This window comes from Rhodococcus cercidiphylli, from assembly GCF_033042225.1.
Lineage (GTDB): Bacteria > Actinomycetota > Actinomycetes > Mycobacteriales > Mycobacteriaceae > Rhodococcoides.
Window position 1 is genome coordinate 362,514 of the sequence record NZ_JAWLKE010000004.1, and the last position, 25,101, is coordinate 387,614.

The following is a 25,101-nucleotide window of genomic DNA, read 5'->3' on the forward strand; positions in this document are numbered from 1 at the left end:
TCCTTACACCGACCAGTAGAGAAACGGGGAGAGGGCCATGGCGAACGCTATAGAAGTAGAGGACCTCGTACTTCGGTACGGCAAGAACGTCGCGCTCGACGGGATCGATTTCACCGTTCCCGAGGGCACGGTGCTGGGTGTGCTCGGCCCCAACGGTGCGGGAAAGACCACGGCGGTCCGTATTCTCGCCACCTTGCTGCAAGCGACATCCGGCTCGGCCCGGATCTTCGGGCTCGACGTGGCGACGCAGGCCAACGAGGTGCGCAGCACGATCGGGCTGACCGGTCAGTTCGCGGCCGTGGACGAATATCTGACCGGGTACGAGAATCTCGAGATGGTCGGCCGACTGTTCGGCCTACGCAAGGCCGAGGCCAAGAAGCGGGCCGACGAACTGCTCGCACGATTCGACCTGGAATACGCACGTGACCGGACGGCCAAGCAGTACTCGGGAGGTATGCGTCGGCGACTCGACATCGCGGCCAGCCTGATCGGTCGACCACGGGTGGTGTTCCTCGACGAGCCGACCACCGGACTCGATCCACGTAGTCGAATCACCATGTGGGAGTTCATCGCAGATCTCGTTCGCGACGGCACGACGATTCTGTTGACCACTCAGTACTTGGAGGAGGCCGACCGGTTGGCCGATTCGATCATCGTGCTGAACAAGGGCAAGATCATCGCGCGTGGCACGGCCGACGAGCTCAAGGCCCAAACCGGCGGCGAGCGAGTCGAATTCGTGTTGACCGATCGGTCCCAGGCCGAGCGAGCGATGCAGATCCTCGCTCCGATCGGCGTCGAGCCACCCACCCTCGACGATCAGGTGGGCCGGATCGTCATGCCCGTCAACGGGGGATCGAAGGACTTGTCCACGGCGCTGGCCCAGCTGGAGGACAACGGAATCGGAGTCGTCGACGTCGGTCTTCGGCGGCCGAACCTCGACGATGTGTTCCTGAGTCTGACCGGTCAGACCACCGGCGAACCCGAGACGGCGGAGGAAGAGAAATGAGCAACGTTCTTCTGGATTCCGCGATCATCACCAAGCGAAATCTGATCAAGCTCAAGCGAGTTCCCGACCTACTGTTCTTCGCGACGCTCTCGCCGATCATGTTCGTTCTGCTGTTCGCGTACGTCTTCGGCAGTGCGATCGATGTCCCCGGAATCGACTACAAGAGCTTCCTGATGGGCGGCATCTTCGTACAGACGATGATCTTCGGTGCCTCCCTCACCGGGTCGTCGCTGGCCGAGGATCTGCAGAAGGGCGTGATGGATCGGTTCCGGTCGTTGCCGATGGCACGATCGGCTGTGGTGATCGGGCGGACCGCAGCGGATGTCGGCAACAACCTCGTCACCATCACGATCATGTCGCTCACCGGACTCCTTGTGGGGTGGCGCATCACGTCCTCGTTCTTCGACGCCCTGCTGGGGTACGTGCTGCTGCTGTTGTTCGCGTACTCGATCTCGTGGGTGATGGCACTGGTGGGTCTGATCGTGCGGTCGCCCGAGATCTTCAACAACGCGTCGTTCATCGTGATCTTCCCGTTGACGTTCATCGCCAACACCTTCGTCCCGATCGACAACTTCCCCACCGTGCTCAAGACGATCGCGGAATGGAATCCCATCTCGTCGGTGACGTTGGCGGTGCGAGAGCAGTTCGGCAACACCAACCCGATGGCACCGCCGCCGGAGGTGTGGCCACTGCAGAACCCCGTTCTCTACACCCTGATCTGGGTCGTGTTGATGCTCGTGGTGTTCGTGCCGCTGTCGGTGCGCAAGTACCAGAAGACGATGACCGCCTGACATCCACACAGAGAAGCACCCCCGGTCGCTCGGCGACCGGGGGTGCTTTCATGTCTTCTCGTGAGCAGGCCTAGGTGTGGTACGGCTCCGCGCTGACGAGGGTGACCTTCATGGTCTTGCCGTTGGGCAACGTGTACTCGCGGGTGTCGCCGACCTTGGCGTCGATGAGCGATCCGCCCAGCGGTGACGCGGGGGAGTACACCTCGAGCTTGTTGTCGCGGGCACCCTCTTCGCGGGTGGCGATCAGGAACGTCTCGGTATCGGACTCGTCGCCGTCGTAGTAGACCTTGACGACCGAGCCGGGCAGAGCGACACCGGACTGCGTGGGTGCCTCGCCGACCTTCGCGTTGTTGAGCAGCTCCTGCAGCTGGCGGATACGTGCTTCCTGCTGGCCCTGCTCCTCGCGCGCAGCGTGGTAGCCGCCGTTCTCCTTCAGATCGCCCTCTTCGCGACGCTCGTTGATCTCGGCGGCGATGACGGGGCGATTGGAAATGAGCTGGTCGAGTTCGCTCTTGAGCCTGTCGTGTGATTCCTGGGTAAGCCAGGTCACCTGGGTCTCGGTCATCTCGATCACTCCCTCGTAGTCGGAATCTCGAGCTCGGATTCCGGTTTCTGAGCAGGTAGGGCACGCAACGAACAGGGGACTCCAATGGTTGGATCCCCTTGGTCGGCCCACATCCTGGAGCCGTCGTCATCGTTCGCAGGTGAACCCTGCCCGCAATGCAGCAATACACGGCACCTTCTGCGGTGGCCGTGTATGACCCGACCTTACCACGAACAGGCAGTTCGCCTATCGGGCTCGTAAATATTCGGGAACATCGAGGGTGCAGCCGTAGACGTCGCCGACGGCAGGAGCGGCCGACGTCGTCACCTCGGTGGTCATCTCCACGGTGGTGGACGCCGACTCCGGTGGGATGTACACCTCGCGCCTGCCGGTTTCGGAGCCGTCGCGCGAGCGAGCGCGGACGATGCAGACAGCGGGCTGCTCGGGATCCTGCCGGGTGACGCTGAATCTGATCGACATCGTGTCCTCGTCGACGATGTCGAACGAGAGCTGACTGCCCTCGATCGGTTTGACCGAGAACTTGCTGTACGCGTAGTAGGCCACGCCCAGCCCGACCAGCAGGACCAGTGCCACCAGTGCGATCTTCGTCGCACGTTTGGGGGCCTGTCGAATACCGCTCGGGCCTGAACCCGACGGGTATCTACCTGCGGGAAGTGCGTTGGTCATGGCCGCTCTCGGGATCGATTCGGGGGTGCCGCTGGGGGCCTGTCGGCGTCAGATGGAACTATAGGGGCAGGCAAGAATCAGGCGAATCCGAGGTGAGGAAGAACGTGTCCGGACTGCGGCTCATGGCAGTGCATGCCCATCCCGACGACGAATCCAGCAAAGGCGCTGCGACAACGGCTCGCTACGCGGCCGAAGGACACGATGTTCTGGTCGTCACCCTGACCGGTGGCGAGCGGGGAGACATCCTCAATCCGGCGATGGACATTCCGGGCGTGCACGAGCGCATCCACGAGGTTCGGCGTGAGGAGATGGCCGAGGCCGCCCGAGTGCTGGGCGTGCAGCAGACGTGGCTCGGGTTCGAGGACTCCGGGTTGCCCGAGGGCGATCCGCTCCCGCCGCTTCCCGACGGCTGTTTCGCGTTGGTTCCGTTGGAGGTCTCGACCGAGGCGCTGGTGAAGGTGGTTCGCGAGTTCAAGCCGCACGTCATCACCACGTACGACGAACGCGGCGGGTACCCGCACCCGGACCACATCCGGTGCCACGAGGTCTCGATGGCGGCATGGGAGGCAGCGGGCGATCCCGAACGCTTCCCCGACGCCGGTGAGCCCTGGACTCCGCTCAAGCTGTACTACTCCCACGGATTCATTCGTAAGCGCATGCAGCTGTTCCACGACTGGTTCATCGATCGCGGCGAGGAGAGCCCGTTCGTGGACTGGCTGAAGCGGTGGGACGGCCAGCGCGACGAGATCATCGGCCGCATCACCACTCAGGTCACCGTCGGTGACTGGTTCGAGCAGCGCGACGACGCCCTACGCGCACACGCGACGCAGATCGATCCCAACGGCTCGTTCTTCGCCGTGCCGCTGGACGTGCAGCGCAAGCTGTGGCCCACCGAAGAGTTCGAGCTGGCCCGCACTCGGGTCACGACGTCGCTGCCCGAGACGGACCTGTTCGCCGGAATAGAAGAGACCGACAAATGATCGTTTCGATCCTCGCCCAGCAGCCGACCGGTCCCGAATTCGGTAAGTCCTCGCCCATCGGTCTGGTGATCCTGGTCGCGCTGTTGGTCGGAACGGCACTGCTGATCTGGTCCATGAACAAGAAGATCAAGCGTCTGCCCGCCACGTTCGAGCAGGAGGATCCGACGTTGGATCAGGCTCTCGACGAGGGCACCGACCGCGGCGGATTGGCAGATCCGTTTCCACCGGAACAGAACCGAACCAAACCCGTCGTCTCCGACGAGCCCTGATGCTCGACGCCAATGCCCTGGGTGAGTCCACCAGCCCGTATCTGAAGCAGCATGCGGACAACCCGGTGCACTGGCAGCAGTGGGGACCGCAGGCACTGCAGTCCGCCCGCGATCGCGATGTTCCGATCCTGCTGTCGATCGGATACTCGGCGTGCCACTGGTGCCATGTCATGGCACACGAGTCGTTCGAGGACGAGGCGACCGCGTCGCTGATGAACGAGCATTTCGTGTGCATCAAGGTCGATCGCGAGGAACGACCCGACCTGGACGCGGTGTACATGAACGCCACCGTCGCGATGACCGGCCAGGGCGGGTGGCCGATGACGTGTTTCCTGACCCCCGACACCGAACCGTTCTACTGCGGTACCTACTTCCCGCCGGCTCCGCGTCAGGGAATGCCGTCGTTCCAGCAGTTGCTCACCGCGATCGCCGACACCTGGTCGACGCGGCGACAGGAGGTGTTCGACGCCTCCGCCGACATCGTCACCGAACTTCGCAAACACAGCGCAGGCGTGCCCGCAGGCGGTCGCCCGATCGACGCCGATGCATTGGCGGCCTCGGTCTCCGCGATCTGCGCCGACGAGGACACCCTCTACGGCGGCTTCGGCCGGGCACCGAAGTTCCCACCCGGCGCGTTGCTCGAAGGTCTACTCCGGCACTACGAACGCACCGGCGACACCGAGGTCCTCGGTGTCGTTCGCCGTACCGCCTCGGCCATGGCCCGCGGTGGCATCTACGACCAGCTGGGCGGGGGATTCGCGCGCTACTCGGTCGATGCCGAGTGGATCGTCCCGCACTTCGAGAAGATGCTCTACGACAACGCTCTGCTGCTGCGGTTCTACGCGCACGCAGCTCGGGTCGACGACGATGCGCTCGCCCGGCGGGTGGCGTCGGACACCGCGGAGTTCATGCTGCGTGAATTACGCACGGCCAACGGCTGTTTCGCGTCGGCACTCGATGCCGACACCGAGGGCATCGAGGGTCTGACGTATGCGTGGACTCCGGAGCAACTGACCGAGACACTCGGCTTCGAGGACGGTGTGTGGGCAGCAGGGCTGTTCGCGGTGAACTCGGCAGGCACGTTCGAGGCCGGCATGTCGGTCTTGCAGCTGCCCGCCGAACCCGAGGACTACGACCGGTTCGCCCGAGTGCGCAGCACGTTGTTCGCCGCTCGCGCGACTCGGCCGCAACCGGGCCGCGACGACAAGGTCGTCACCGCGTGGAACGGGTTGGCGATCACGGCGTTGGTCGAGGCCGGGACCGGGTTGGGGCAACCGCGATGGGTCGACGCGGCAGTCGAGTGCGGCGAGCAACTGTTCGCCGGCCACGTCGAGTCGGGCCGAGTCCGCCGCGCCTCGCTCGGCAGTGCAGTCGGTGAGGCCACCGGTGTGCTCGAGGACTACGCGGCTCTCGCGGTCGCGGCGGCAGCGCTGTTCCAGGCCACCGGAGACACGGTCTGGACCGAGCGCATGACGTCGATCGTCGATGCCGCGATCGACCACTTCGCCGACCCGGACGACGTCGGCGCGTGGTTCGACACGGCCGACGATGCCGAGACTCTCGTGACCCGGCCTCGTGACCCGATCGACGGGGCCACCCCGTCGGGCGCGTCGACGATGGCCGAGGCGCTGCTCACCGCAGCGGCGTTGGTCGATCACACCTCCTCGGCGCGGTACGGCGAACTGGCGGCTGCGTCGCTGGCACGATCGGCCTCGATTCTCGAACGAGCACCCAGGTCCGGTGGCCACTGGTTGGCGGTCGCGGAAGCGTCCGTTCGCGGTCCCATTCAGGTCGCGGTGTCGACGGCACCCGGCGGCGACCTGCTCTCGGTCGTCCGGGCTCTGGCTCCTGGCGGTTCCGTGGTGGTCGCAGGCGTGACGGATTCGTCGGTGCTGCTGACCGACCGTCCACCGGTCGACGGCCTCGAAACGGCGTACGTGTGTCGTGGCTTCGTGTGCGACCGTCCTGTGACCTCTGCCGAAGAATTGCCGTCCGCACTGCGGAGTTGACCACGCTCGTCGATGCTTCGACGGAGCAACAGTACTGTTGCCGGGAGTTTCCTCGGCCTGGGGCGGTCGAGCGTCTACCAATGGATCGACGGTGTCATGAGTGAAGGCGTCATGAATGAGGGTGTGGTGCGTGCGGACACCGTGCACGAGGCGGTGACCGACGACCAGCGCGCTGCTGTCGCCCAGTTCGTGGCCGCGGTTCCGATGGCGGCCATGGTGCACTCGATGCACTACGAGGTGGTCGGTGCCAACACCCTGTGCGAGGGCGTGCTCGGGTGCGCCGTGGACGACATGATCGGTCGCCCCGTTGCAGATTTCGTGCCGCTCGGGGATCGCGCGTCGGCGACGCGTATTGCGGTCCAGCTCGAGCACCGCTACCCCGAGGCAGGCCCCACCGACCACGGTCGACCGATCGGAGCTCTGCGTCGAGTGCGGCGCGTCGACGGGGAGGTCGTCTCCTGCTGGATGCACGTCGGAATCTCGACGATCGCCGGGCGACGGTTCATCGTCGCACTGCTGGACCTGGTCAATCCCGTCGTCGACGACACCGTTCATTGGCGCGATCGCGCCGAGCGCGACGAACTGACCGGATTGCTGCGACGAGGTCCGCTGCTCGCCCACGTCGACGAATGGATCGCCGAGGATCTGCCGGTTGCCCTGGCATTCGTCGACGTCGATCGGTTGAAATCCATCAACGACGCGCACGGTCATCCGGCAGGTGACGCCGTGCTCGAGGCCGCGGGCCGTCGACTGCACCAGTGGTCGCCGCGCGGGAGCGTCGTCGGCCGATACGCAGGAGACGAGTTCGTGTTCGCGGTGACGTTCGACGGGTCGACGGGCCTCGACACCGCCGAAGTCACCGAATCTGTGCGGTCGGCGATCTGCGGCGAGCCGGTGCCGTTCGGATCGAATCTGCTCGGGGTATCGGTGAGCGTGGGTGTTGCAGTACGTGAGCCGGGGGAGTCGAGAGACCGGCTGATTCAGCGCGCCGACGCACTGATGTACCGAGACAAGGCATCCCGAACCACCTGAGGTCGATCAGAACAGTACGAGCCAGACGGCAACGAGGTGGCAGGTTGCCGCCAATACCGTTGCCGCGTGGAAGAACTCGTGATGGCCGAAGGTCGTCGGCCATGGATTCGGCCACTTGGTGGCGTACAGCACGGCTCCGATGCTGTAGAAGACTCCGCCCACGAGCAGCAAGACGAACGGCGCGTAGCCGACATGGTCGATCAGCGTGGGTGCGACCGGGACGATCGCCCAGCCGAGGAGCAGGTACAGCGGTACCCCGACCCAGCGGGGAGCGGTGGGCCACAACATCTTCAGGGCCACCCCGGCGAGGGCCCCGGCCCATACGACGACGAGCAACGTGCGTCCGGTGGATCCGGGTAAACCGAGCACGGCGAACGGGGTGTAGCTACCCGCGATGAACAGGAAGATCATCGAATGGTCGGCGCGCTTCATCCAGATCTGCGACGCCGTGGTCTTCCAGTGCACGCGATGGTAGGTGGCGCTGACCCCGAACACGCCGCATACGGTGATGGAATACACGCTCACGGCCACACCCGCACTGACCGAGACCATGCTGAACGCGAGCGTGACGAGAGTGATCGCGCACACCACCGCCACGCCGAACGCGTACAGGTGAATCCAGCCGCGCATACGAGGTTTGACGGGTATCTCGTCGAGTCCGAACATCGTCATGTCGATTGCCTCCCGTGTCACCGCCTTGAACCTACGCAACCGTAGGTTCTGACGCTACTGTACCGGCGACCGCCTCGCAGACGTCGGCGTAAGGTGATCCTTCGTGGTGATGAGAGCAGCGGTGACGGGGCAGTGGTGACGAAGCAGTGGTGATCATTCCGCAGAAGGTCCGCGGCGTTCTCTACAACGTGTACGAGCGGCGTCTGCTGAGCCAGCTCGAAGGCGTGCAGCACCCGCGGCACGTTGCGGTGATGTGCGACGGCAATCGCCGCTGGGCTCGCGAGAACGGGTTCACCGACGTCGCGCACGGGCACCGCATGGGCGCACTGAAGATCGCCGAGATGCTCGGCTGGTGTGACGCTGCCGGAATCGAGATGGCGACCATCTACCTGCTCTCCACCGAGAATCTCCGCCGCGACGCCGACGAATTGGATTCGTTGCTCGACATCATCACCGACGTCGTCGAGGAGATCTGCGGACCCGAGATGAACTGGGGAGTCAAACTCGTCGGCACCCTCGATCTGCTGCCCGCGTCGACCGCGCGTCGACTCAAGGAAGCGGCTGCGCTCACCGAGGGACGGTCGGGCACACACGTCAACGTTGCCGTCGGATACGGCGGTCGGCAGGAAATCGCCGACGCCGTGCAGTCCCTGGTGACCGAGAAGATCGCCGAAGGCGTCAGCGGCGACGAACTGGTGGCGTCGATCAACGTCGACGAGATCGGTAGCCACCTCTACACCTCCGGCCAACCCGATCCGGACCTCGTCATCCGCACCTCGGGCGAACAGCGACTCTCCGGCTTCCTGCTGTGGCAGAGCGCGTACTCGGAAATCTGGTTCACCGAGGCCTACTGGCCCGAATTCCGACGCGTCGACTTCCTGCGGGCGCTGCGTGACTTCGCGGCCAGACATCGGCGCTTCGGTATCTGAGCTCTACAACTTACGAAGCCGCAGCCGGTTGATCGCGTGGTCGTTGTCCTTGCGCAGCACCATCGTCGCTCGCGGTCGCGTCGGCAGGATGTTCTCCACCAGATTCGGCAGGTTGATCGAATGCCACAGATCCTCGGCCGCGATCTGCGCGTGGTCGTCGGACAGGCCCGCATAGTGGTGGAAGTGCGAGGACGGATCGGTGAACGACGTCTTGCGTAACGCGAGAAAGCGTTTGACGTACCAGCTCTCGATGTCCTCTATTCGCGCGTCGACGTAGATCGAGAAGTCGAACAGATCCGAGACCATCAACCGTGGCCCGGTCTGTAATACGTTGAGCCCCTCCACGATCAGGATGTCGGGCTGCCGGACCATGTGGTACTGGCCCTTGACGATGTCGTACGAGACGTGCGAATAGACCGGTGCGCCCACCTCTTCGGTCCCGGACTTGACCTCGGTGACGAATCTGAGCAGCTTGCGCCGGTCGTAGCTTTCGGGAAAACCCTTGCGATGCAGTATCCCTCGACGCATGAGCTCGGCCGTCGGGTACAGGAATCCGTCGGTGGTGACCAGATCGACCCGCGGATGGTGGTCCCACCTGGCCAGGAGTGCCTGCAGCACACGGGCCGTCGTCGACTTTCCGACGGCGACGCTCCCTGCGACACCGATGACGAACGGGACCTGACGGTCGGGGTGCTTCTCACCGAGGAACGTCGCGGTCGCGGCGAACAGCCGTTGCCTGGCCGCGACCTGGAGGTGAATCAGTCGCGCCAGCGGTAGGTAGACCTCGGCCACCTCGTCGAGATCGATCTGTTCACCCAGACCACGCAGACCGACGAGTTCTTCCTCGGTCAGCACCAACGGCGTGGATTGACGCAGCGTGCGCCACTGCACACGGTCGAACTCGACATACGGACTGGACTCGCTCACGCACGACTCCGACCAAAATCGTTCCGCAGGCTCCACTCTTGCCACATCGGAGCTGCAGAGGGTTCGGCTGAGCTCCTGTCGAGCGCGAGTCGCATGGTTCCAGATTGTGCTCGGTGCCGGTGGATCGCGCACGGGCGGGGTCGTTCGCCGTACTAGGGTTCGGATATGGATGCTGCTTCCCTCGTTCGTGAATACCTGTTGCTGGGCCTGAGTTTCGACCGGCTCGAAGACGGATTCGTCGACGCGTACACCGGCGATCCCGAGTTGCGTCGTATCACCGAGAACGCCCCGGCCCCCGAGCCGCGTGAGCTGATCCGTCGAGCACAGACACTGCGCGCCGAGCTCGGCAACGTCGATCTGACACCCGAGCGCACGACGTTCCTCGACGTCCACCTGCGCGCACTCGAATGTTCGGCGCGCAAGTTCGCAGGCGAGGACATCGGCTTCGTCGACGAGGTCCACGCCTACTTCGACGTCCGAATCTCCGCCGGCGACCAGGACCAGTACCTGCAGGCACACCGCAAGATGGACGAGGTTCTCGCCGGTCCCGGGTCGCTCGGCGAACGGTTGATCGCGCATCGCCGTGCCGACGTCATTCCGGCCGACCGACTGCAGGACTGCGTCGAGGCGTTCTCGTCCGCGCTGCGCGACCGCGTCCGCGCCGAATACACGCTGCCCGACACCGAGAAGGTCACCTACGAGGTCGTCGGAGACAAGCCGTGGTCCGGGTTCAACTACTACCTCGGCAATTTCCAGTCCACCGTCGCCATCAACTCCGACATCGAACAGCAGATGGCCAACCTGCCGCACCTGATCGCGCACGAGTCCTACCCGGGCCACCACACCGAACACTGCCGCAAGGAGACCGGACTGGTCGGTGCAGGCCAACTCGAGCAGACACTGTTCGTGGTGAACACCCCGCAGTGCCTGATGGCCGAGGGCCTGGCCGATCACGCGCTCGGTGCCGTCGTCGGCGAAGGCTGGGGCCTGTGGGCACAGGAGATCTACGCCGATCTGGGGCTGCGATTCGACGGCGAGAAGGCCGAGCGTCTCGCGGCCGCGTCGAGCCAGCTGTTGGGGGTGCGGCAGGACGCCGCGTTGCTGCTGCACGATCAGCACAAGAGCGAGGACGACGTGGCCGCCTACCTGGAGCGATGGTCGTTGGCATCGCCGCAGCGCGCCCGGCACAGCCTGCGCTTTCTGTCCTCCCCGCTGTGGCGGGCGTACATCAGCACCTACGTCGAGGGTTACAAGCTGCTCGCCGGCTGGCTGGACCGAGGTGAGACGGCCAGTGAGCGCGCGCAACTGTTCGGCAGGCTGCTCGACGAGCCACTGACACCCGGTGCACTGCGCGTCTCGTAAACTGGCCTGGCCCCCTTTATTCTGCTGTCCCTTGGAGACTCCTGTTATGACTGACGTCAACAACCTGTCACTGGCCGAACTCGATCCCGAGGTCGCCGAAGCGATGGCCGGTGAGCTGGGGCGTCAGCGCGACACGCTGGAGATGATCGCCTCGGAGAACTTCGTTCCCCGCGCGGTGCTGCAGGCCCAGGGCAGCGTCCTGACCAACAAGTACGCCGAGGGCTACCCCGGCCGCCGCTACTACGGCGGCTGCGAGCACGTCGACATCGTCGAGGATCTCGCGCGCAACCGCGCCAAGGAACTCTTCGGTGCCGAGTTCGCGAACGTGCAGCCGCACGCCGGAGCGCAGGCCAACGCCGCGGTCCTGATGGCACTGATCAACCCGGGCGACAAGATCATGGGCCTCGACCTCGCCCACGGCGGCCACCTCACGCACGGCATGAAGCTGAACTTCTCGGGCAAGCTCTACGAGGTCGAGTCCTACGGGGTGTCGAAGGAAGACCACCGGATCGACATGGACGAGGTGCGCAAGCAGGCCATCGCCGCCAAGCCTCAGGTGCTCATCGCCGGTTGGTCGGCCTACCCACGTCACCAGGACTTCGCCGCGTTCCGCTCCATCGCCGACGAAGTGGGCGCACTGCTCTGGGTCGACATGGCGCACTTCGCCGGACTCGTCGCCGCGGGCGTGCACCCCTCACCCGTGCCGTACGCAGACGTCGTCTCCTCCACCGTGCACAAGACCCTCGGCGGACCCCGCTCCGGCATCATCCTGGCCAAGAAGGAATGGGCCAAGAAGCTCAACTCCGCTGTGTTCCCCGGCCAGCAGGGCGGCCCGCTGATGCATGCCATCGCCGCCAAGGCAGTTGCGTTCAAGATCGCTGCGACGCCCGAGTTCAAGGAACGCCAGGAGCGCACCCTCCTCGGTGCATCACTGCTCGCCGAGCGTCTCACCGGTGCCGACGTCGCAGACAAGGGTGTATCGGTCCTCACCGGCGGCACCGACGTGCACCTCGCTCTGGTGGACCTGCGCAACTCGGAGATGGACGGCCAGCAGGCCGAGGATCTCCTGCACGAGGTCGGCATCACCGTCAACCGCAACGCAGTGCCCTTCGACCCGCGCCCGCCGATGGTCACCTCCGGCCTGCGCATCGGCACCGGCGCACTGGCAACCCGCGGATTCGGCGAAGCCGAGTTCACCGAGGTCGCCGACATCATCGCCACCGCCCTGGCCACCGGTGAAGCCAGCGATTCCCTCAAGGACCGCGTCGTGAAACTGGCACAGAGCAAGCCGCTGTACGAGGGCCTCGAAGACTGGGGATTGCTCGGCTGACGCTGGGCTCTTCTGCAGATTCGCCCACTCGGTCCGCGTGCACCCTCGTTCGCGCGCACCCTTGTTCGCGTGAATGGACCATTGCAGCGCTCAGACGTATGCATTGGTCCATCCACGCCGCACGCTGATCTGCGTGAATGGACCGTTGCACCGCCCAGACGTATGCGGTGGTCCATTCACCCCGGGGGAGGGCACTTTCGGCACCGGTCGGCCGGCGACCTGGGGCGATGTCGACGTAACGCGTTGTTCACCGACACGCCAGACTTCCAGCGAGCCGATACCGGATTTCGGCGGTACCGTCGGCAGTAACAGGCAGCGGGGAAGCTACCTGTGCGGGAGGTTCTGATACGTGACTGAGCTAGTGAGCGCGAGAGGGCCGGTACCCGGTCCTCGTGTCACCTGACACATCGGACCCGACCGGCCGAGCGACAGAGTTTGCGCGGTGCCGCGCAGACGTAGGAGCCCCACGTGACCACTTCACGCTCCGTTTCCGCCCCTCTTCGGACATTCGTGCTCGACACCTCGGTCCTGCTGTCGGACCCTTGGGCAGTCATCCGATTCGCCGAGCACAATGTGGTACTCCCGCTGATCGTCATCAGCGAGTTGGAGGGCAAACGCCACCATCACGAATTGGGATGGTTCGCGCGGGAATCCTTGCGCATGCTCGACGACCTGCGCGTCGAATTCGGCCGACTCGACCAGCCGGTCCCCATCGGAACCTCCGGTGGCACACTGCAAGTCGAGCTCAATCACACCGATCCTTCGGTCCTTCCCGTCGGATTCCGCACCGACTCCAACGATTCTCGTATCCTCGCCTGCGCCCTGAACCTGGCGGCCGAGGGCAAGGACGTGGTGTTGGTCAGCAAAGACATTCCGTTGCGCGTCAAGGCCGGTGCTGTCGGTCTCCCCGCCGACGAATACCACGCTCACGACGTCGTTCCCTCCGGTTGGACCGGCATGACCGAGCTCGACGTACCGTCCGACGCGGTCGACACGCTGTTCAACGACGGTGTCATCGACCTGGCGGAGGCACGAGACCTGCCGTGCCACACGGGAGTTCGACTGCTTGCCGGACGGCAGAGTGCGCTGGGGCGCGTCACGCCGGACAAGCAGATCCAACTCGTTCGCGGTGAGCGTGAGGCGTTCGGCCTGCACGGCCGTTCGGCGGAACAGCGCGTGGCGCTGGATCTTCTGCTCGACGAGAGCATCGGCATCGTCTCGCTCGGCGGAAAGGCCGGCACCGGTAAGTCCGCTCTGGCGCTGACCGCAGGGCTCGAGGCCGTTCTCGAACGTCGCTCGCATCGGAAAGTCGTTGTCTTCCGGCCTCTCTACGCCGTCGGCGGCCAGGAGCTCGGCTACCTCCCCGGTAGCGAGAGCGAGAAGATGGGCCCCTGGGGTCAGGCGGTCTTCGACACCCTCGAAGGGCTCGCGAGCCCGGAGGTGATGGAGGAGGTCATCGCCCGCGGAATGCTGGAAGTGTTGCCGCTGACGCACATTCGCGGTCGATCGCTGCACGACTCCTTCGTCATCGTCGACGAGGCACAGTCACTCGAGCGCAACGTGCTGCTGACGGTGCTGTCCCGGCTGGGCTCGGGCTCACGCGTCGTACTCACCCACGACGTCGCTCAGCGAGACAACCTCCGCGTCGGACGTCACGACGGCGTTGCCGCAGTGATCGAAAAGCTCAAGGGACACCCACTTTTCGCGCACATCACCCTCACCCGCAGCGAGCGTTCACCGATCGCTGCACTGGTGACGGAAATGCTCGAAGAGTTCGGCCCGTCGGGAGCCTGACCCCCCTCGTGAGCGGAACCTCGTAGCCCACTACGAGGTTCCGCTCACCTGGGTCACCGGCCGACGACGACCCGGAAGCTAGCTCGCACAACGCCTTTCAGGAAGTCGACGGTGTCGAAGTAGTCCCGCCACACGGCTATTCTGCCGTCGCGCAGCTCGAAGGTTCCGCACACCCAGAACTCGATTCGGAGTCGCCGCCAGATCAGAACGTCGGTGCGCTCGGTGAGCACGACATTCCCGTCGGCGGCGATGTTGTGCACGATCACGTCGAAGCCGAACGCGGGTTTGGCCAGCATCGCCATGAACTTGCCCACGTTCGCGCGGCCGCGCACCTTGGGCAACCCGACGTTGTGCCAGACGATGCGGTTGTCGAGCAGAGACATCGCGCGATCGGTGTCTCGACTTCGCAACGCGTCGAACAGATCCAGCACGGTCTCGGTTGCCTGCTGTGTCTCGGTCATTTCGTGAACCGCCCCAATCCATCGCCGTCGAAGAACTCGAGTGTCAGCGTATTCGCGTCGAACATCGCCTGGGAAATGGTTCCGTCGGGCGCGTTCTCGCCGGTCGGCTCGAACGTGAACGTGTCACCGTCCCAGGGCGACAACTCGTACGACGTCGAGTTCGGTCCGAGGGACAACACCAACTCACCGTTGACCTCCGCTACCGTCGCCGGCCCCCAGTAGCTGTTCTGGTACACCCCGGTGTACGACGCGAGAGGTTGTGGCGCAGTGGGATTCGCGGGAGCGGTCTTGCCCGCGAGCTCGCCTTCCGGTTCGCTCATGCCGGCGAACGCATTCGTGTACAGCGTTCGCCAGTCCTCCCGCACCTCACCGAACTGAACGAGGTCCGCGAACTCGGCCGTCACCGTTTCGGCGATACCGAGGGGCGCGGCGTTGGTCAGTACGACGATGGCGACGTCGAGCGACGGAATCCACAGGAAGTTGGTGCCTGCCCCGAGCGCGAACGCTCCCGAGTGGCTGACCGTCGTGCGGCCGGCCGCACTGGTGGAAACGTTGAACCCGTACCCGTAGTAGCCGGCGCGTGAGTCCGGCGTCGCCGACGGACTCGACACGATCTGCGCGCTGACGGCGGGCAGGAGGGCGTCGGGATCGACGATCTCTCGTCCGTCGTGGCTGCCGTCGGCCACCAGCATCGTCAGCCACTTCGCGAGATCGTGCACCGAGGAGCTGACGCCACCGGCCGGGGTCTGTGCATCGGGTTCCCGCTGATACTTCGGCTGATACTCACCGTCGACGAGAACGTGAGGTACGGCCCGGTCGGCCCGCGCGATGTAGTCCTCGAACGACGAGCTGGTCGAGGTCATGCCGAGCGGGCCGTAGATCGTGTCCTGGCTGAGGGTGTCCCAGTCCTTGCCCGACGCCGCAGCGACGGCCTCGGCCGCGGCCGTGATTCCGAAGTTGGTGTAGTGGTACGTCGACCGGAACGGGTCGAGGGGCACCTGCCTGAGGCGTTCGAGAACCTGGCGCCGGTCGTAGCCGAGGTCCTCGAGCAGATCGCCGGCATGCTCGGGAAGCCCGCTTCGGTGGGCGTAGAAGTCGCCGACCGTGATGTTCTCCGTCACCCAGGGATCGTCGAGCGCGAACCACGGCAACTGCGAGACCACCGGCGTCGACCAGTCGATCACACCCGCTCCCACCTGGGACGCAATGACCGTCGCACCCACCGATTTGGACAACGAGGCCAACTGGAACACCGAGTCACCGTCGATCGGGTCGTCCTTGCCCACCTCGCGAACGCCGAAGCCCTTCGAGTAGACGACGTCCGAGCCGTGCACGACGGCAATGGCCATACCGGGAATGTTCGACGACGCCATCAGCTCCTCGGCGATGCCGTCGAGCTTGCCGACCGCCTCGTCGACGCCGCCGGTCGGAACATCGACGCCTGCGACCTGGCCGGGGGAGAGGTCGCTGGGCGGCGCGGGCTCCGATGTCGGCGGGCTTTCTGCGGCGGGTGCGTCGTTCGAGCACCCGACCAGCACGACCATCGACCACACGACAGCAAGACACAGAAAATTTCGCCCCGACCGCATCATGAGGAGCCCTCACGTCGATGACTGGATGCACCTGAGAATAGACCCGCGACGACCTGGCATTGGGAGAATTCACAATGGTCAGGGGCACGGCGTCGGGCGCTCGGGCGTAGGCGCTACGGTTACCGCATGTCTACGAACCTGTCCGACGGTGATCTGCTGGTCCGTTTGGAGCCCGCGGTCGAAGAGAATCTACGACGCCACATCGAGGCAGCCAGCGACTGGCATCCCCACGATCTCGCGCCGTTCGACGAGGGTAAGAACTTCGCGTTCCTCGGCGGCGAGGACTGGACGCCGGAGCAGTCGCACCTCAGTGATGTCGAAATCCTGTCCGCCACGGTCGGCGTGTTGGTGGCCGACAACCTGCCCGCGTACCACCGCGAATTGGCCCACGCCCTCACCGGTCTCGGAGCCTGGTGGAAGTGGACCGGCCGATGGACGTCGGAGGAGAACCGACAGTCGATCGTGTTGCGCAATTTCCTGGTGCTGACCCGCGCAGTCGATCCGGTCGCCCTCGAGCGCGTTCGGATGGAGCACATGACGCTCGGATACGACGCCCCCAGCCAGCATCTGCTCGACATCCTCGCGCATTTCGCCATCGAGGAAGCCGCAGCCTCGCTGCGCAACCGCAACACCATCGCCCTCGGCAAGGATCCGGTGCTCGCCACCATCCTCGGCCGGATCGCCGACGACGACGCGCTGCAGTCGGCATTCTTCGCCAGCATCCTCGACGAGGCATTCGCCGTGGTGCCCGATCAGGCCGCTCGCGCCATCGCGGACCGGATCAACGGCTTCAAGATTCCCGAGGTCAACCTCCCGGACCGCGGCAGCAGCACCGCCGCGCTCGCCGAAGCCGGAATCTACGACGCCGACCAGGAACGCGACAAGGTGTTCAAGCCGCTGCTCGCCGGCTGGAAGATCTTCGACCGCACCGATCTGGGCGAGGACGGCCTGAAGGCACGCGAGGAACTCGCTCACCTGGCTTGAGGTTCGGCCCCTTTCGAAAGCGTGAATGGTCCATTGCACACGTCTCGGCGGTGCAATGGACCATTCACGCGTTCGGGGGTCCGGCGGGGCGAACGGGAAAGCTAGTCCTTGACCTTCGCCATGGCGAGGACGTCGAGGCGCTTGTCCAGTTCTGCTTCGCTGAGCTCGTCGCCGATCAGTCCGCGGTCGATGACCGTCTGACGGATCGTCTTCTTCTCCTTGAGTGCCTGCTTGGCGACGGCGGCAGCTTCCTCGTAGCCGATCGCGGAGTTCAGCGGCGTCACGATGGACGGCGAGGACTCGGCGAGGGTCTTGAGGTGCTCGACGTTGGCTTCGAGGCCGACGACACACTTGTCGGCGAACAGGACCGAGACGTTGGCGAGCAGCTTGAACGACTCGAGCACGTTGCGCGCCATCATCGGGATGTACACGTTGAGCTCGAATGCGCCCGACGCGCCGCCGAATGCGACTGCGGCGTCGTTGCCGATGACCTGAGCCGCGACCTGCGTAACAGCCTCGGGCAGAACGGGATTGACCTTGCCGGGCATGATGGAGCTACCGGGCTGCAGGTCGGGGAGGGTAATCTCGCCGAGTCCGGTGAGCGGTCCCGATCCCATCCAGCGAATGTCGTTGGCAATCTTGGTCAGTGAGACCGCGATGGTGCGCAGTGCGCCCGATGCCTCGACGAGTCCGTCGCGTGCAGCCTGTGCCTCGAACGAATCCTTGGCGGCGGTGAGTGCGTCGATTCCGGTCGACGCAACCAGTGCGGCAACGACTTTCGGGCCGAAGCCGTCGGGTGCGTTGAGGCCGGTGCCGACGGCGGTGCCGCCGATGGGCAGTTCACCGAGGCGCGGCAGGGTGGCCTCGACGCGTTCGATGCCTGCTTCGATCTGACGGGCGTAGCCGCCGAATTCCTGACCGAGGGTGACCGGAACGGCGTCCATGAGGTGGGTGCGGCCGGACTTCACGACGTGCTTCCACTCGGTGGCCTTGACCACGAGAGCCTCGTGGAGGTGGCGCAGTGCGGGCACGAGCGACGTCACGGCGGCCTCGGTGGCGGCGACGTGAGTGGCCGTCGGGAACGTGTCGTTGGAGGACTGCGACATGTTCACGTGGTCGTTGGGGTGTACTTCGACGCCGGCCGCCTTCGCGATCGACGCGATGACCTCGTTGGCGTTCATGTTCGAGCTGGTGCCCGAGCCGGTCTGGAAGACGTCGATCGGGAACTGGTCGTCGTGCTTGCCGTCGGCGATCTCGGTGGCAGCGGCGATGATCGCGTCGGCCAGTGTGCCGTCGAGCAGACCGAGGTCCTTGTTGACCTGCGCGCAGGCTGCCTTGAGCAGACCCATCGCGCGAATCTGAGTGCGTTCGAGCGGACGGCCGGAGATGGGGAAGTTCTCCACCGCACGCTGCGTCTGGGCACGCCAGAGCGCATCGATGGGAACGCGAACCTCTCCCATGGTGTCGTGCTCGATCCGGAACTGCTGTTCGTTCTCTGTCATTGACCTCTTGCCTCGGTAGGGGAGCGGAAACTTCGTCGAGCGGACGGTCAGAAGGACGGGATGGCGCCGGAGGTGTCGCCGTCGAAGTCGATGGTCGAGTACTCCTTGAGCTTGTTGAGCTGGTGGTACGCGTCGATCATGCGGACGGTGCCGGACTTCGAGCGCATCACGATGGACTGCGTGTGCGCGCCGCCGCCCGAGTATCGGACGCCCTGGAGCAGGTCGCCGTCGGTGACGCCGGTGGCGGTGAAGAAGACGTTCTCTCCCGAGACCAGGTCTTCGGTGGACAGGACGCGATCGAGATCGTGTCCGGCGTCGATCGCCTTCTGGCGTTCGTCGTCGTCGGTCGGAGCCAGCATGCCCTGGTGCGCGCCACCCATGCAGCGCATGGCGGCCGCGGCGATGATGCCCTCGGGAGTTCCACCGGTACCCATGAGGATGTCGATGGGGGAGGTGGGACGCGCGGCGGCGATGGCACCGGCGACGTCGCCGTCGGAGATCAGTCGAATGCGAGCGCCGGTGTCGCGCACCTGCTGGATCAGCTCGGCGTGACGGGGGCGGTCGAGGATGCACACCGTGACGTCGGAGGTGGATCCCTTCTTGATCTTGGCGACGCGGGCGATGTTCTCTGCGACCGGTGCGGTGATGTCGATGACGTCGGCGAAGTCGGGTCCGACGGCAATCTTCTTCATGTAGAAGACGGCGGACGGATCGAACATCGCGCCGCGCTCGGCGACGGCGAGAACCGAGATGGCGTTGGGCATGCCCTTGGCCATCAACGTGGTGCCGTCGACGGGGTCGACGGCGAAGTCGACCTCGGGGCCGTTGCCGTTGCCGACCTGTTCGCCGTTGTAGAGCATCGGCGCTTCGTCCTTCTCGCCCTCGCCGATGACGACGACGCCGCGCATCGAGACCGAGCTGACCAACTGACGCATGGCGTCGACTGCTGCTCCGTCGCCACCTTCCTTGTCGCCGCGACCGACCCAGCGACCCGAGGCGAGCGCACCGGCCTCGGTGACGCGTACGAGTTCGAGTGCGAGGTTGCGATCTGGCGCCATGGCGCGAGTGGACTCGGTGCTGGCCGTCATCGGTTTGTAGCCTCCTGGTTGGTGGGGTGTTACCCAGGCGCGATTATCTCACTTCTGTGATGCCTGCCGTGGGGTCGGGTGGTCTGTGAGGCACGCGCCGACCGAGCACTGCTGCGCAGAGGGGATACTGGTGGGGTGGCGAACAGCAAACCTCGGATTCTCAACAACAGTCGCGACATGGTGTGGTCGCTCATTCCGCTGGTCATCGCGTGTTTGTTGATTGCGGGTATCGCCAGTCAGTGCTCGCTGAGCCCCGGCGGGCCCCAGCAGGGGCCCATCCCCAACTTCGACGTGGACACCGCGTTGCAGTACGACGCGTCGGAAATCGGCTTTCCGGTGCGTAATCCGGCTGTTCCGGAGGATTGGACGCCCAACTCGGGCAGTCGTCCGACGATCTCCGGTGACAACGGCGGACCGGTGTCGACTGTCGGGTACATCACCGGATCGGGTGCGTATCTTCAGCTGACCCAGACCAGCGCCGTCGAGGAAGTCTTGGTTCCCTTCGTGGCCGGCGACGAGACGATGTACGCGTCGGGCTCGCAGAACGTGTCTGGTCGAGATTGGGTCGTCTACGGCGAGGAAGGTTCGCGGAAGTACTGGGTCTCGGACTTCGGCGATGTGCGAATCCTGCTGGGCGGTACCGCGAACGACGCAGACTTCACCACGCTCGCCGAGGCCCTCGAGGTCGCCGAACCGCTGGAGCCCTAGCTGTCCTTCTCGGTGCTCGCGAGCGCGGTCTCGATCCGCTTGCGGGCTCCGGCGAGCTGCTCCTCACAGCGAGTGGCCAGCTGCTCTCCGCGCTCCCACAGGGCCAGGGAGGCGTCGAGATCGAGTCCGCCCTGCTCGAGGATCTTCACCACGCCCACCAGTTCGTCCCTGGCCTCTTCGTAGCCCAGTTCCGATACCGGCTTGTCTTCGTTCTCGCTCATACGTACTCCTTCTGTCATTTGACTCGCCCCATGACTGCGGCGGTGACGGCACCGTCGGCTACTCGCACTCTGATCTGTGTACCCGGTGGCGCGTCCTCGACCGAACGCAGAACCTCGGGATCCGAACCCGCAACCACCCGCTGTACGACGGCATACCCCCGAGCAAGTGTGGCAGCAGGCCCCAGCGTCGACAGCCTGGCCCGCAGATGTTCGACGAGCGTGTCCTGGGTGGTGAGTTCGCGTTGCACGTCGCGTCGCGCCGCCTCCAGCAGACGCCGAACCTCCTCGCGGCGTTGCTCGAGCGAGGCCAACGGGTCCGCCAGTACCGGACGGTGTCGGAGCATGTCCAGTCCGCGTGCCTCGCGCTCGACCCAATTGCGCAGCGCTGCAGCACTTCTCGACTTCAGCTCCGAGACCAGAGCTTGTTCGGCGACGGCGTCGGGCACCACGAGTTTGGCGGCGTCGGTGGGGGTTGCGGCGCGCAGGTCCGCGACGTGATCGCTCAGTGGGCTGTCGGGCTCGTGGCCGATGGCACTGACGATCGGCGTGGTGGCGCGCGAGATGGCGCGGCACAGGGCCTCGTCCGAGAACGGCAGCAGATCCTCGACGCTTCCGCCGCCGCGGGCGAGGATGATGACGTCGACGCTGGGGTCGTCGTCCAGATCTTTCAGCGCATCCAGAATCGCCGGCACCGACTGTGGCCCCTGGACCGGAGTGTTGCGAACCTCGAATCGAACCGCGGGCCAACGCCTCTGCGCCACGGTGAGCACGTCCTTCTCGGCTGCGCTGGCGCGCGCAGTGATCAGGCCGATGGTGCCCGGCAGAAACGGCAGCGGACGCTTGAGGCGTGGGTCGAACAACCCCTCCGCGGCGAGCAGCGCTCTGAGCCGCTCGATGCGGGCCAACAGTTCGCCGACGCCCACCGCGCGAATGTCCGTGGCGCGCAACGAAATGGTTCCGCGGCCGGTGAAGAACGACAGCTTGCCGTAGAGGATGACGCGCGCACCCTCGGTCAACGGAACCGGAGAGCGGTCGAGCAGTTGCGGCGAGCACGTCACCGACAACGACATGTCGGCCGACGGATCACGCAGCGTCAGAAACGCCGTCCTCGTGCCGGGACGCGCGTTGATCTGCGTGAGCTGGCCCTCCACCCAGATGGAGCCGAGCTTGTCGATCCAGCCCGCCACCTTCATGGCGACGGTACGCACCGGCCACGGCTTTTCGGCGGTGCTCGAGCCTGGCTGGGTGGGACCGGACTGGGTTGAGGGAGTGCTCACTTGGCCTTGGCGGTGGTGATGCGGTTGGCCAACATGGTCTGGAACGGTGCGCGGGCGAGCGTGTCGTTCTCGTAGTCCAGCAGAGTTTCGAGGTCTTCGATCGAGAGCGTGCGCAGGCGTGCGCGAAGCTGGGCAAGGGCGAGGGTGTCGAAGTCGATCATCTCGACGATCTCGGGCTTGTCGGCGGAGGGCGCGCGCTTGGCCGAGGTGTCCTGCACCGGCTCGTCCAGCGGAGGCGTCGAGTACAGCGCGAAGCGGCCGTTCGCCGCGACCGGCTCGGCCACGGGGGCGTCGGGCACGTCGACGTCGTCGGTGACGACCGGGGCGTCGAAGGTGTCGTCTTCGTCCTCGTCGAAGCTGGCCCAGGAGGGCTGCTCCTCGGTCGGGGTCCCGATCACCGGCAAGCTCGCGATGATCAGATCGCCCTTGATGGCCAACGCCGTCACCTGCTGCTGAAATCGCATCCCGCGGGCCAGCGCTTCGCTGACGACCGTCATCGGCAGCATCAGAGCGGAACCGGGAAGCTTGCGAGCCTCTTCCACGACGGTCACGGCGACGCCTGCAGCCACACGCGCTGCGAAGGGGACTCGAGTCATGCCCACCAGACTGCCCGAAACGGTGAACTTTGGGTAGCCGACAGGCTGTACGACCCGTTGCAGCCGGGGCCGGAGGACATGGAAACGAGGCAGGCGAGCTCGGTGCACGTATCCTGGGAGGTATGTCTTCGGCTGTTCCACTGAATCTTGGTATTGCACAGTCCGCCGGTACGGGTAAGTCCTCGTACGCGGGGGGTAAGCGAGTGCTGCTCGCGGAGCCGCGGGGCTATTGCGCGGGTGTCGATCGCGCGGTCGAGACCGTCGAGAAAGCGCTGGAGCAGCACGGTGCGCCGGTGTACGTGCGCAAGGAGATCGTGCACAACAAGCACGTGGTCGAGACGTTGTCCGATCGCGGCGCGGTGTTCGTGGAAGAGACCGACGAGGTGCCCGAGGGATCGCTGCTCGTGTTCTCCGCGCACGGCGTCTCACCCGCCGTGCACACTTCCGCGGCCGAGCGGAACCTGCGCACGATCGACGCCACCTGCCCGTTGGTGACCAAGGTGCACCAGGAAGCCAAGCGCTTCGCTCGCGACGACTACGACATCCTGCTCATCGGCCACGAGGGCCACGAGGAGGTCGAGGGCACCGCGGGCGAGGCACCCGAGCACATTCAGCTGGTGGACGGCCCCGACTCGGTCGCCAACGTCACCGTCCGTGACGAGAGCAAGGTCATCTGGCTGTCCCAGACCACGCTGAGCGTCGACGAGACCATGATGACGGTCGCCAAGTTGCGCGAGCGCTTCCCGACACTCCAGGACCCGCCGAGCGACGACATCTGCTACGCCACGCAGAACCGTCAGGTCGCGGTGAAGGCGATGGCACCGGAATGCGATCTGGTGATCGTCGTCGGTTCGAAGAACTCCTCTAACTCGGTGCGGTTGGTCGAGGTTGCACTGGGCGCGGGTGCGCGGGCGAGCTACCTCGTCGACTACGCCAAGGAAATCGACCTGGCCTGGCTCGACGGGGTCGAGACGATCGGCATCACCTCGGGTGCATCCGTACCGGAGATCCTGGTGCAGGGCGTCATCGAACTGTTCGCCGAGCACGGCTACGCCGACGTACAGCCGGTCACCACGGCCAACGAGACCCTGGTGTTCTCCCTGCCTCGCGAGCTGCGCCCAGCCCGCTAGCAGCGGGAAAAGAGTTCACGCCCCGTACAGGAATTCCTGTACGGGGCGTTTCTCGTTCGGGCTAGTCGCTGTGACGGTCGCGGTAGCGAACCTTCGGCACCGGGTGCGGGGGAATGTCGTCCCGGCGCGGGTCAGGCAGAGAATGGCTGCCCTGGCTGTTTCCGGCGGTGTAGTCGGTGGCAGCGGAGCCGGCGGGGGCGCTCGTCCGAGGAGTCACGACCGGCCGAGCTCCGGTGCCGTACGGATCGGCAGCCTCTCGCGGAGCCTTGACCCGAGTCGATCGTTCGCGACGAGGTTCGGTCGAATACCGCGGCTCTGCCGAGTAGCGAGGCTCCGGCGCGTAACGCGACTCGGACGGTTGCGGCCGCCGGGCATCACGTGACTCTGCCTGCGGATACTGCGTTCGTGGGTATTCGGGCTTCTGGTGCTCTGGCTTGTGGTCCTGACGCGGGGCGTCGGCGGAGTATCGAGTCTGCGGTGCCGAGGTCGGGGTAGCCGATCGCCGGGGGCTCACGGTGGGATCTGCCGCAGCACGAGAGCCGGTGCGAGGGGTCGAACGCGGGCGAGGATCAGTGCTTCTGCGACCGACGTACGGCCCGGGCACGATGTCGGTCGCCTCGGCCGCGGAGTCGGTGCTGCGATCGGCTGCGGCTGCTCGCCTGCGGGAGCGTTCGGGGCGCTCTTCCTGTGCCCGACGCTGTGCTCTGGTGGGCTTGTCGTCGCTGGGCTTCGGGCTGCGTCGCACAGCGGGGGCATGCGTGTTCTGCCGTTTGAGCACGATGCGCAAAACTCCGAGTCCGACGGCGACCAGGGTGCCGAGCAACATCAGCGGAAACCGGTTGACCAGCGGAATGGCCACGTTGAGGATGATGTCCTTGAGGCTGGTGCCTGCGTTGTCGGTGAAGTACTGGTACGACAGCGGCACGGCCACGAACAGGATCAGCGGGGCTTGCACCATCGCGGTGAACAGTCCGCGGAAGCGGACCAGGAGGACGCCGGCGATGCAGCCGAGGACGTACATGAACGCGAACGCACCGGTCAGTTCGGTACCGCGTGCGGCATCGATCAGGAATCCGAGAAAGGTCAGTCCCGCGGCGATCGCGACGGCACCCCATGCGGGAACGCCGGGCAGGGTCGCGAGGATGGATCGGTGATCCAGCGGTACCCCGGAGCGGGCACGTTGGGAGGTAGACACCCCCCGAGGTTAGCC

25 protein-coding genes are annotated in these 25,101 nt (G+C 65.4%); 13 read left to right on the forward strand and 12 right to left on the reverse strand.

The features are described 5' to 3' along the window. Positions 1-37 precede the first annotated feature (37 nt). Positions 38-1,006, forward strand: a complete 969-nt coding sequence (locus R3P95_RS12225) for an ATP-binding cassette domain-containing protein (RefSeq protein WP_068052812.1) — start codon at positions 38-40, stop codon at positions 1,004-1,006. Further along, positions 1,003-1,797, forward strand: a complete 795-nt coding sequence (locus R3P95_RS12230; RefSeq protein ID WP_094669390.1) for an ABC transporter permease — start codon at positions 1,003-1,005, stop codon at positions 1,795-1,797. The genes R3P95_RS12225 and R3P95_RS12230 overlap by 4 nt, the downstream gene beginning before the upstream one ends. 70 nt (positions 1,798-1,867) lie before the next feature. On the opposite strand, the gene greA is transcribed toward R3P95_RS12230, so the two are convergent. After that, positions 1,868-2,362, reverse strand: coding sequence for a transcription elongation factor GreA (gene greA / locus R3P95_RS12235; RefSeq protein WP_032394210.1), 495 nt, complete (start codon positions 2,360-2,362; stop codon positions 1,868-1,870). Between the two features lie 225 nt (positions 2,363-2,587). Then, complete coding sequence (locus tag R3P95_RS12240) at positions 2,588-3,028, reverse strand: DUF4307 domain-containing protein (protein WP_068052817.1); 441 nt, start codon at positions 3,026-3,028, stop codon at positions 2,588-2,590. A 104-nt stretch (positions 3,029-3,132) separates the two neighbouring features. On the opposite strand from R3P95_RS12240, the gene mca reads away from it, so the two are divergent. The 4 genes from mca (at position 3,133) to R3P95_RS12260 (ending at position 7,318) form a co-directional block, all read left to right on the forward strand. Continuing rightward, positions 3,133-4,008, forward strand: a complete 876-nt coding sequence (gene mca / locus R3P95_RS12245) for a mycothiol conjugate amidase Mca (protein ID WP_176460389.1) — start codon at positions 3,133-3,135, stop codon at positions 4,006-4,008. Then, positions 4,005-4,277, forward strand: a complete 273-nt coding sequence (locus R3P95_RS12250; RefSeq protein ID WP_300525448.1) for a hypothetical protein — start codon at positions 4,005-4,007, stop codon at positions 4,275-4,277. Before mca ends, R3P95_RS12250 begins: the two co-directional genes overlap by 4 nt. Next, positions 4,277-6,286 (forward strand): thioredoxin domain-containing protein, encoded by a 2,010-nt coding sequence (locus R3P95_RS12255; RefSeq protein ID WP_317548475.1) that lies wholly within the window; start codon positions 4,277-4,279, stop codon positions 6,284-6,286. The genes R3P95_RS12250 and R3P95_RS12255 overlap by 1 nt, the downstream gene beginning before the upstream one ends. A gap of 96 nt (positions 6,287-6,382) precedes the next feature. Continuing rightward, positions 6,383-7,318 carry a sensor domain-containing diguanylate cyclase gene (locus tag R3P95_RS12260; RefSeq protein WP_317548476.1) on the forward strand — a complete coding sequence of 312 codons (936 nt, stop codon included), beginning with the start codon at positions 6,383-6,385 and terminating at the stop codon, positions 7,316-7,318. A 6-nt stretch (positions 7,319-7,324) separates the two neighbouring features. On the opposite strand, the gene trhA is transcribed toward R3P95_RS12260, so the two are convergent. Then, positions 7,325-7,990, reverse strand: a complete 666-nt coding sequence (gene trhA, locus R3P95_RS12265; protein WP_068052828.1) for a PAQR family membrane homeostasis protein TrhA — start codon at positions 7,988-7,990, stop codon at positions 7,325-7,327. Positions 7,991-8,136: 146 nt separating this feature from the next. On the opposite strand from trhA, the gene R3P95_RS12270 reads away from it, so the two are divergent. Beyond that, positions 8,137-8,919, forward strand: a complete 783-nt coding sequence (locus R3P95_RS12270) for an isoprenyl transferase (protein WP_037191390.1) — start codon at positions 8,137-8,139, stop codon at positions 8,917-8,919. Positions 8,920-8,922: 3 nt separating this feature from the next. On the opposite strand, the gene coaA is transcribed toward R3P95_RS12270, so the two are convergent. Continuing rightward, a complete protein-coding gene (gene coaA, locus R3P95_RS12275) occupies positions 8,923-9,846 on the reverse strand; it encodes a type I pantothenate kinase (RefSeq protein ID WP_037191653.1) in 924 nt (307 codons plus the stop codon). 165 nt (positions 9,847-10,011) lie between these two features. On the opposite strand from coaA, the gene R3P95_RS12280 reads away from it, so the two are divergent. From R3P95_RS12280 to R3P95_RS12290, 3 genes are all read left to right on the forward strand, one after another. Further along, positions 10,012-11,208 carry a DUF885 domain-containing protein gene (locus R3P95_RS12280; RefSeq protein ID WP_300524306.1) on the forward strand — a complete coding sequence of 399 codons (1,197 nt, stop codon included), beginning with the start codon at positions 10,012-10,014 and terminating at the stop codon, positions 11,206-11,208. Between the two features lie 46 nt (positions 11,209-11,254). After that, positions 11,255-12,538 (forward strand): serine hydroxymethyltransferase, encoded by a 1,284-nt coding sequence (gene glyA, locus R3P95_RS12285; protein WP_037191396.1) that lies wholly within the window; start codon positions 11,255-11,257, stop codon positions 12,536-12,538. A gap of 468 nt (positions 12,539-13,006) precedes the next feature. Continuing rightward, on the forward strand, positions 13,007-14,332 hold the full coding sequence (locus R3P95_RS12290) for a PhoH family protein (RefSeq protein WP_170945933.1): 1,326 nt from the start codon (positions 13,007-13,009) through the stop codon (positions 14,330-14,332). A gap of 53 nt (positions 14,333-14,385) precedes the next feature. On the opposite strand, the gene R3P95_RS12295 is transcribed toward R3P95_RS12290, so the two are convergent. Both R3P95_RS12295 and R3P95_RS12300 read right to left on the reverse strand, forming a co-directional pair. After that, a complete protein-coding gene (locus R3P95_RS12295; protein ID WP_300524313.1) occupies positions 14,386-14,793 on the reverse strand; it encodes a limonene-1,2-epoxide hydrolase family protein in 408 nt (135 codons plus the stop codon). Continuing rightward, positions 14,790-16,382 (reverse strand): serine hydrolase, encoded by a 1,593-nt coding sequence (locus tag R3P95_RS12300; protein WP_394855416.1) that lies wholly within the window; start codon positions 16,380-16,382, stop codon positions 14,790-14,792. The genes R3P95_RS12295 and R3P95_RS12300 overlap by 4 nt, the downstream gene beginning before the upstream one ends. 129 nt (positions 16,383-16,511) lie before the next feature. Here R3P95_RS12300 and R3P95_RS12305 point away from each other — a divergent pair, with 129 nt between their 5' ends. After that, entirely contained in the window at positions 16,512-17,369 is an 858-nt protein-coding gene (locus R3P95_RS12305) for an acyl-ACP desaturase (protein WP_300524317.1), read from the forward strand. 101 nt (positions 17,370-17,470) lie between these two features. On the opposite strand, the gene R3P95_RS12310 is transcribed toward R3P95_RS12305, so the two are convergent. Together R3P95_RS12310 and glpX are read right to left on the reverse strand one after the other, a co-directional pair. Beyond that, a complete protein-coding gene (locus R3P95_RS12310; RefSeq protein WP_300523353.1) occupies positions 17,471-18,871 on the reverse strand; it encodes a class II fumarate hydratase in 1,401 nt (466 codons plus the stop codon). 47 nt (positions 18,872-18,918) lie between these two features. After that, a complete protein-coding gene (glpX, locus tag R3P95_RS12315) occupies positions 18,919-19,959 on the reverse strand; it encodes a class II fructose-bisphosphatase (protein WP_068052852.1) in 1,041 nt (346 codons plus the stop codon). Positions 19,960-20,094: 135 nt separating this feature from the next. On the opposite strand from glpX, the gene R3P95_RS12320 reads away from it, so the two are divergent. Then, on the forward strand, positions 20,095-20,667 hold the full coding sequence (locus R3P95_RS12320) for a DUF4245 domain-containing protein (protein WP_300523349.1): 573 nt from the start codon (positions 20,095-20,097) through the stop codon (positions 20,665-20,667). On the opposite strand, the gene R3P95_RS12325 is transcribed toward R3P95_RS12320, so the two are convergent. Genes R3P95_RS12325 through R3P95_RS12335 form a run of 3 tightly spaced genes read right to left on the reverse strand, consistent with a single transcriptional unit; the run spans position 20,664 to position 22,761 of the window. Further along, positions 20,664-20,888 carry an exodeoxyribonuclease VII small subunit gene (locus R3P95_RS12325; protein ID WP_068052858.1) on the reverse strand — a complete coding sequence of 75 codons (225 nt, stop codon included), beginning with the start codon at positions 20,886-20,888 and terminating at the stop codon, positions 20,664-20,666. The two genes, R3P95_RS12320 and R3P95_RS12325, sit on opposite strands and share 4 nt — an antisense overlap. 14 nt (positions 20,889-20,902) lie before the next feature. Then, positions 20,903-22,165, reverse strand: coding sequence for an exodeoxyribonuclease VII large subunit (xseA, locus tag R3P95_RS12330; protein ID WP_300523346.1), 1,263 nt, complete (start codon positions 22,163-22,165; stop codon positions 20,903-20,905). Continuing rightward, positions 22,162-22,761, reverse strand: coding sequence for a lipid droplet-associated protein (locus R3P95_RS12335; protein ID WP_317548477.1), 600 nt, complete (start codon positions 22,759-22,761; stop codon positions 22,162-22,164). Before R3P95_RS12335 ends, xseA begins: the two co-directional genes overlap by 4 nt. 122 nt (positions 22,762-22,883) lie before the next feature. On the opposite strand from R3P95_RS12335, the gene R3P95_RS12340 reads away from it, so the two are divergent. After that, positions 22,884-23,891 carry a 4-hydroxy-3-methylbut-2-enyl diphosphate reductase gene (locus tag R3P95_RS12340; RefSeq protein ID WP_068052876.1) on the forward strand — a complete coding sequence of 336 codons (1,008 nt, stop codon included), beginning with the start codon at positions 22,884-22,886 and terminating at the stop codon, positions 23,889-23,891. Positions 23,892-23,952: 61 nt separating this feature from the next. On the opposite strand, the gene R3P95_RS12345 is transcribed toward R3P95_RS12340, so the two are convergent. Next, positions 23,953-25,086: a DUF6542 domain-containing protein gene (locus R3P95_RS12345; protein ID WP_300523339.1), complete on the reverse strand. Its 1,134-nt coding sequence runs from the start codon at positions 25,084-25,086 to the stop codon at positions 23,953-23,955. Positions 25,087-25,101 lie beyond the last annotated feature (15 nt).

Bases quoted from the DNA above. Each gene is read 5' to 3' on its own strand.
- glyA (WP_037191396.1), top strand. From the start codon at position 11,255: ATGACTGACGTCAACAACCTGTCACTGGCCGAACTCGATCCCGAGGTC.
- R3P95_RS12305 (WP_300524317.1), top strand. From the start codon at position 16,512: ATGTCTACGAACCTGTCCGACGGTGATCTGCTGGTCCGTTTGGAGCCC.
- R3P95_RS12295 (WP_300524313.1), bottom strand. From the start codon at position 14,793: ATGACCGAGACACAGCAGGCAACCGAGACCGTGCTGGATCTGTTCGAC.
- greA (WP_032394210.1), bottom strand. From the start codon at position 2,362: ATGACCGAGACCCAGGTGACCTGGCTTACCCAGGAATCACACGACAGG.
- R3P95_RS12340 (WP_068052876.1), top strand. From the start codon at position 22,884: ATGTCTTCGGCTGTTCCACTGAATCTTGGTATTGCACAGTCCGCCGGT.
- glpX (WP_068052852.1), bottom strand. From the start codon at position 19,959: ATGACGGCCAGCACCGAGTCCACTCGCGCCATGGCGCCAGATCGCAAC.
- R3P95_RS12250 (WP_300525448.1), top strand. From the start codon at position 4,005: ATGATCGTTTCGATCCTCGCCCAGCAGCCGACCGGTCCCGAATTCGGT.
- R3P95_RS12225 (WP_068052812.1), top strand. From the start codon at position 38: ATGGCGAACGCTATAGAAGTAGAGGACCTCGTACTTCGGTACGGCAAG.
- R3P95_RS12240 (WP_068052817.1), bottom strand. From the start codon at position 3,028: ATGACCAACGCACTTCCCGCAGGTAGATACCCGTCGGGTTCAGGCCCG.
- R3P95_RS12335 (WP_317548477.1), bottom strand. From the start codon at position 22,761: ATGACTCGAGTCCCCTTCGCAGCGCGTGTGGCTGCAGGCGTCGCCGTG.
- R3P95_RS12325 (WP_068052858.1), bottom strand. From the start codon at position 20,888: ATGAGCGAGAACGAAGACAAGCCGGTATCGGAACTGGGCTACGAAGAG.
- trhA (WP_068052828.1), bottom strand. From the start codon at position 7,990: ATGACGATGTTCGGACTCGACGAGATACCCGTCAAACCTCGTATGCGC.
- R3P95_RS12230 (WP_094669390.1), top strand. From the start codon at position 1,003: ATGAGCAACGTTCTTCTGGATTCCGCGATCATCACCAAGCGAAATCTG.
- R3P95_RS12280 (WP_300524306.1), top strand. From the start codon at position 10,012: ATGGATGCTGCTTCCCTCGTTCGTGAATACCTGTTGCTGGGCCTGAGT.
- R3P95_RS12310 (WP_300523353.1), bottom strand. From the start codon at position 18,871: ATGACAGAGAACGAACAGCAGTTCCGGATCGAGCACGACACCATGGGA.
- R3P95_RS12300 (WP_394855416.1), bottom strand. From the start codon at position 16,382: ATGCGGTCGGGGCGAAATTTTCTGTGTCTTGCTGTCGTGTGGTCGATG.
- R3P95_RS12255 (WP_317548475.1), top strand. From the start codon at position 4,277: ATGCTCGACGCCAATGCCCTGGGTGAGTCCACCAGCCCGTATCTGAAG.
- R3P95_RS12260 (WP_317548476.1), top strand. From the start codon at position 6,383: ATGAGTGAAGGCGTCATGAATGAGGGTGTGGTGCGTGCGGACACCGTG.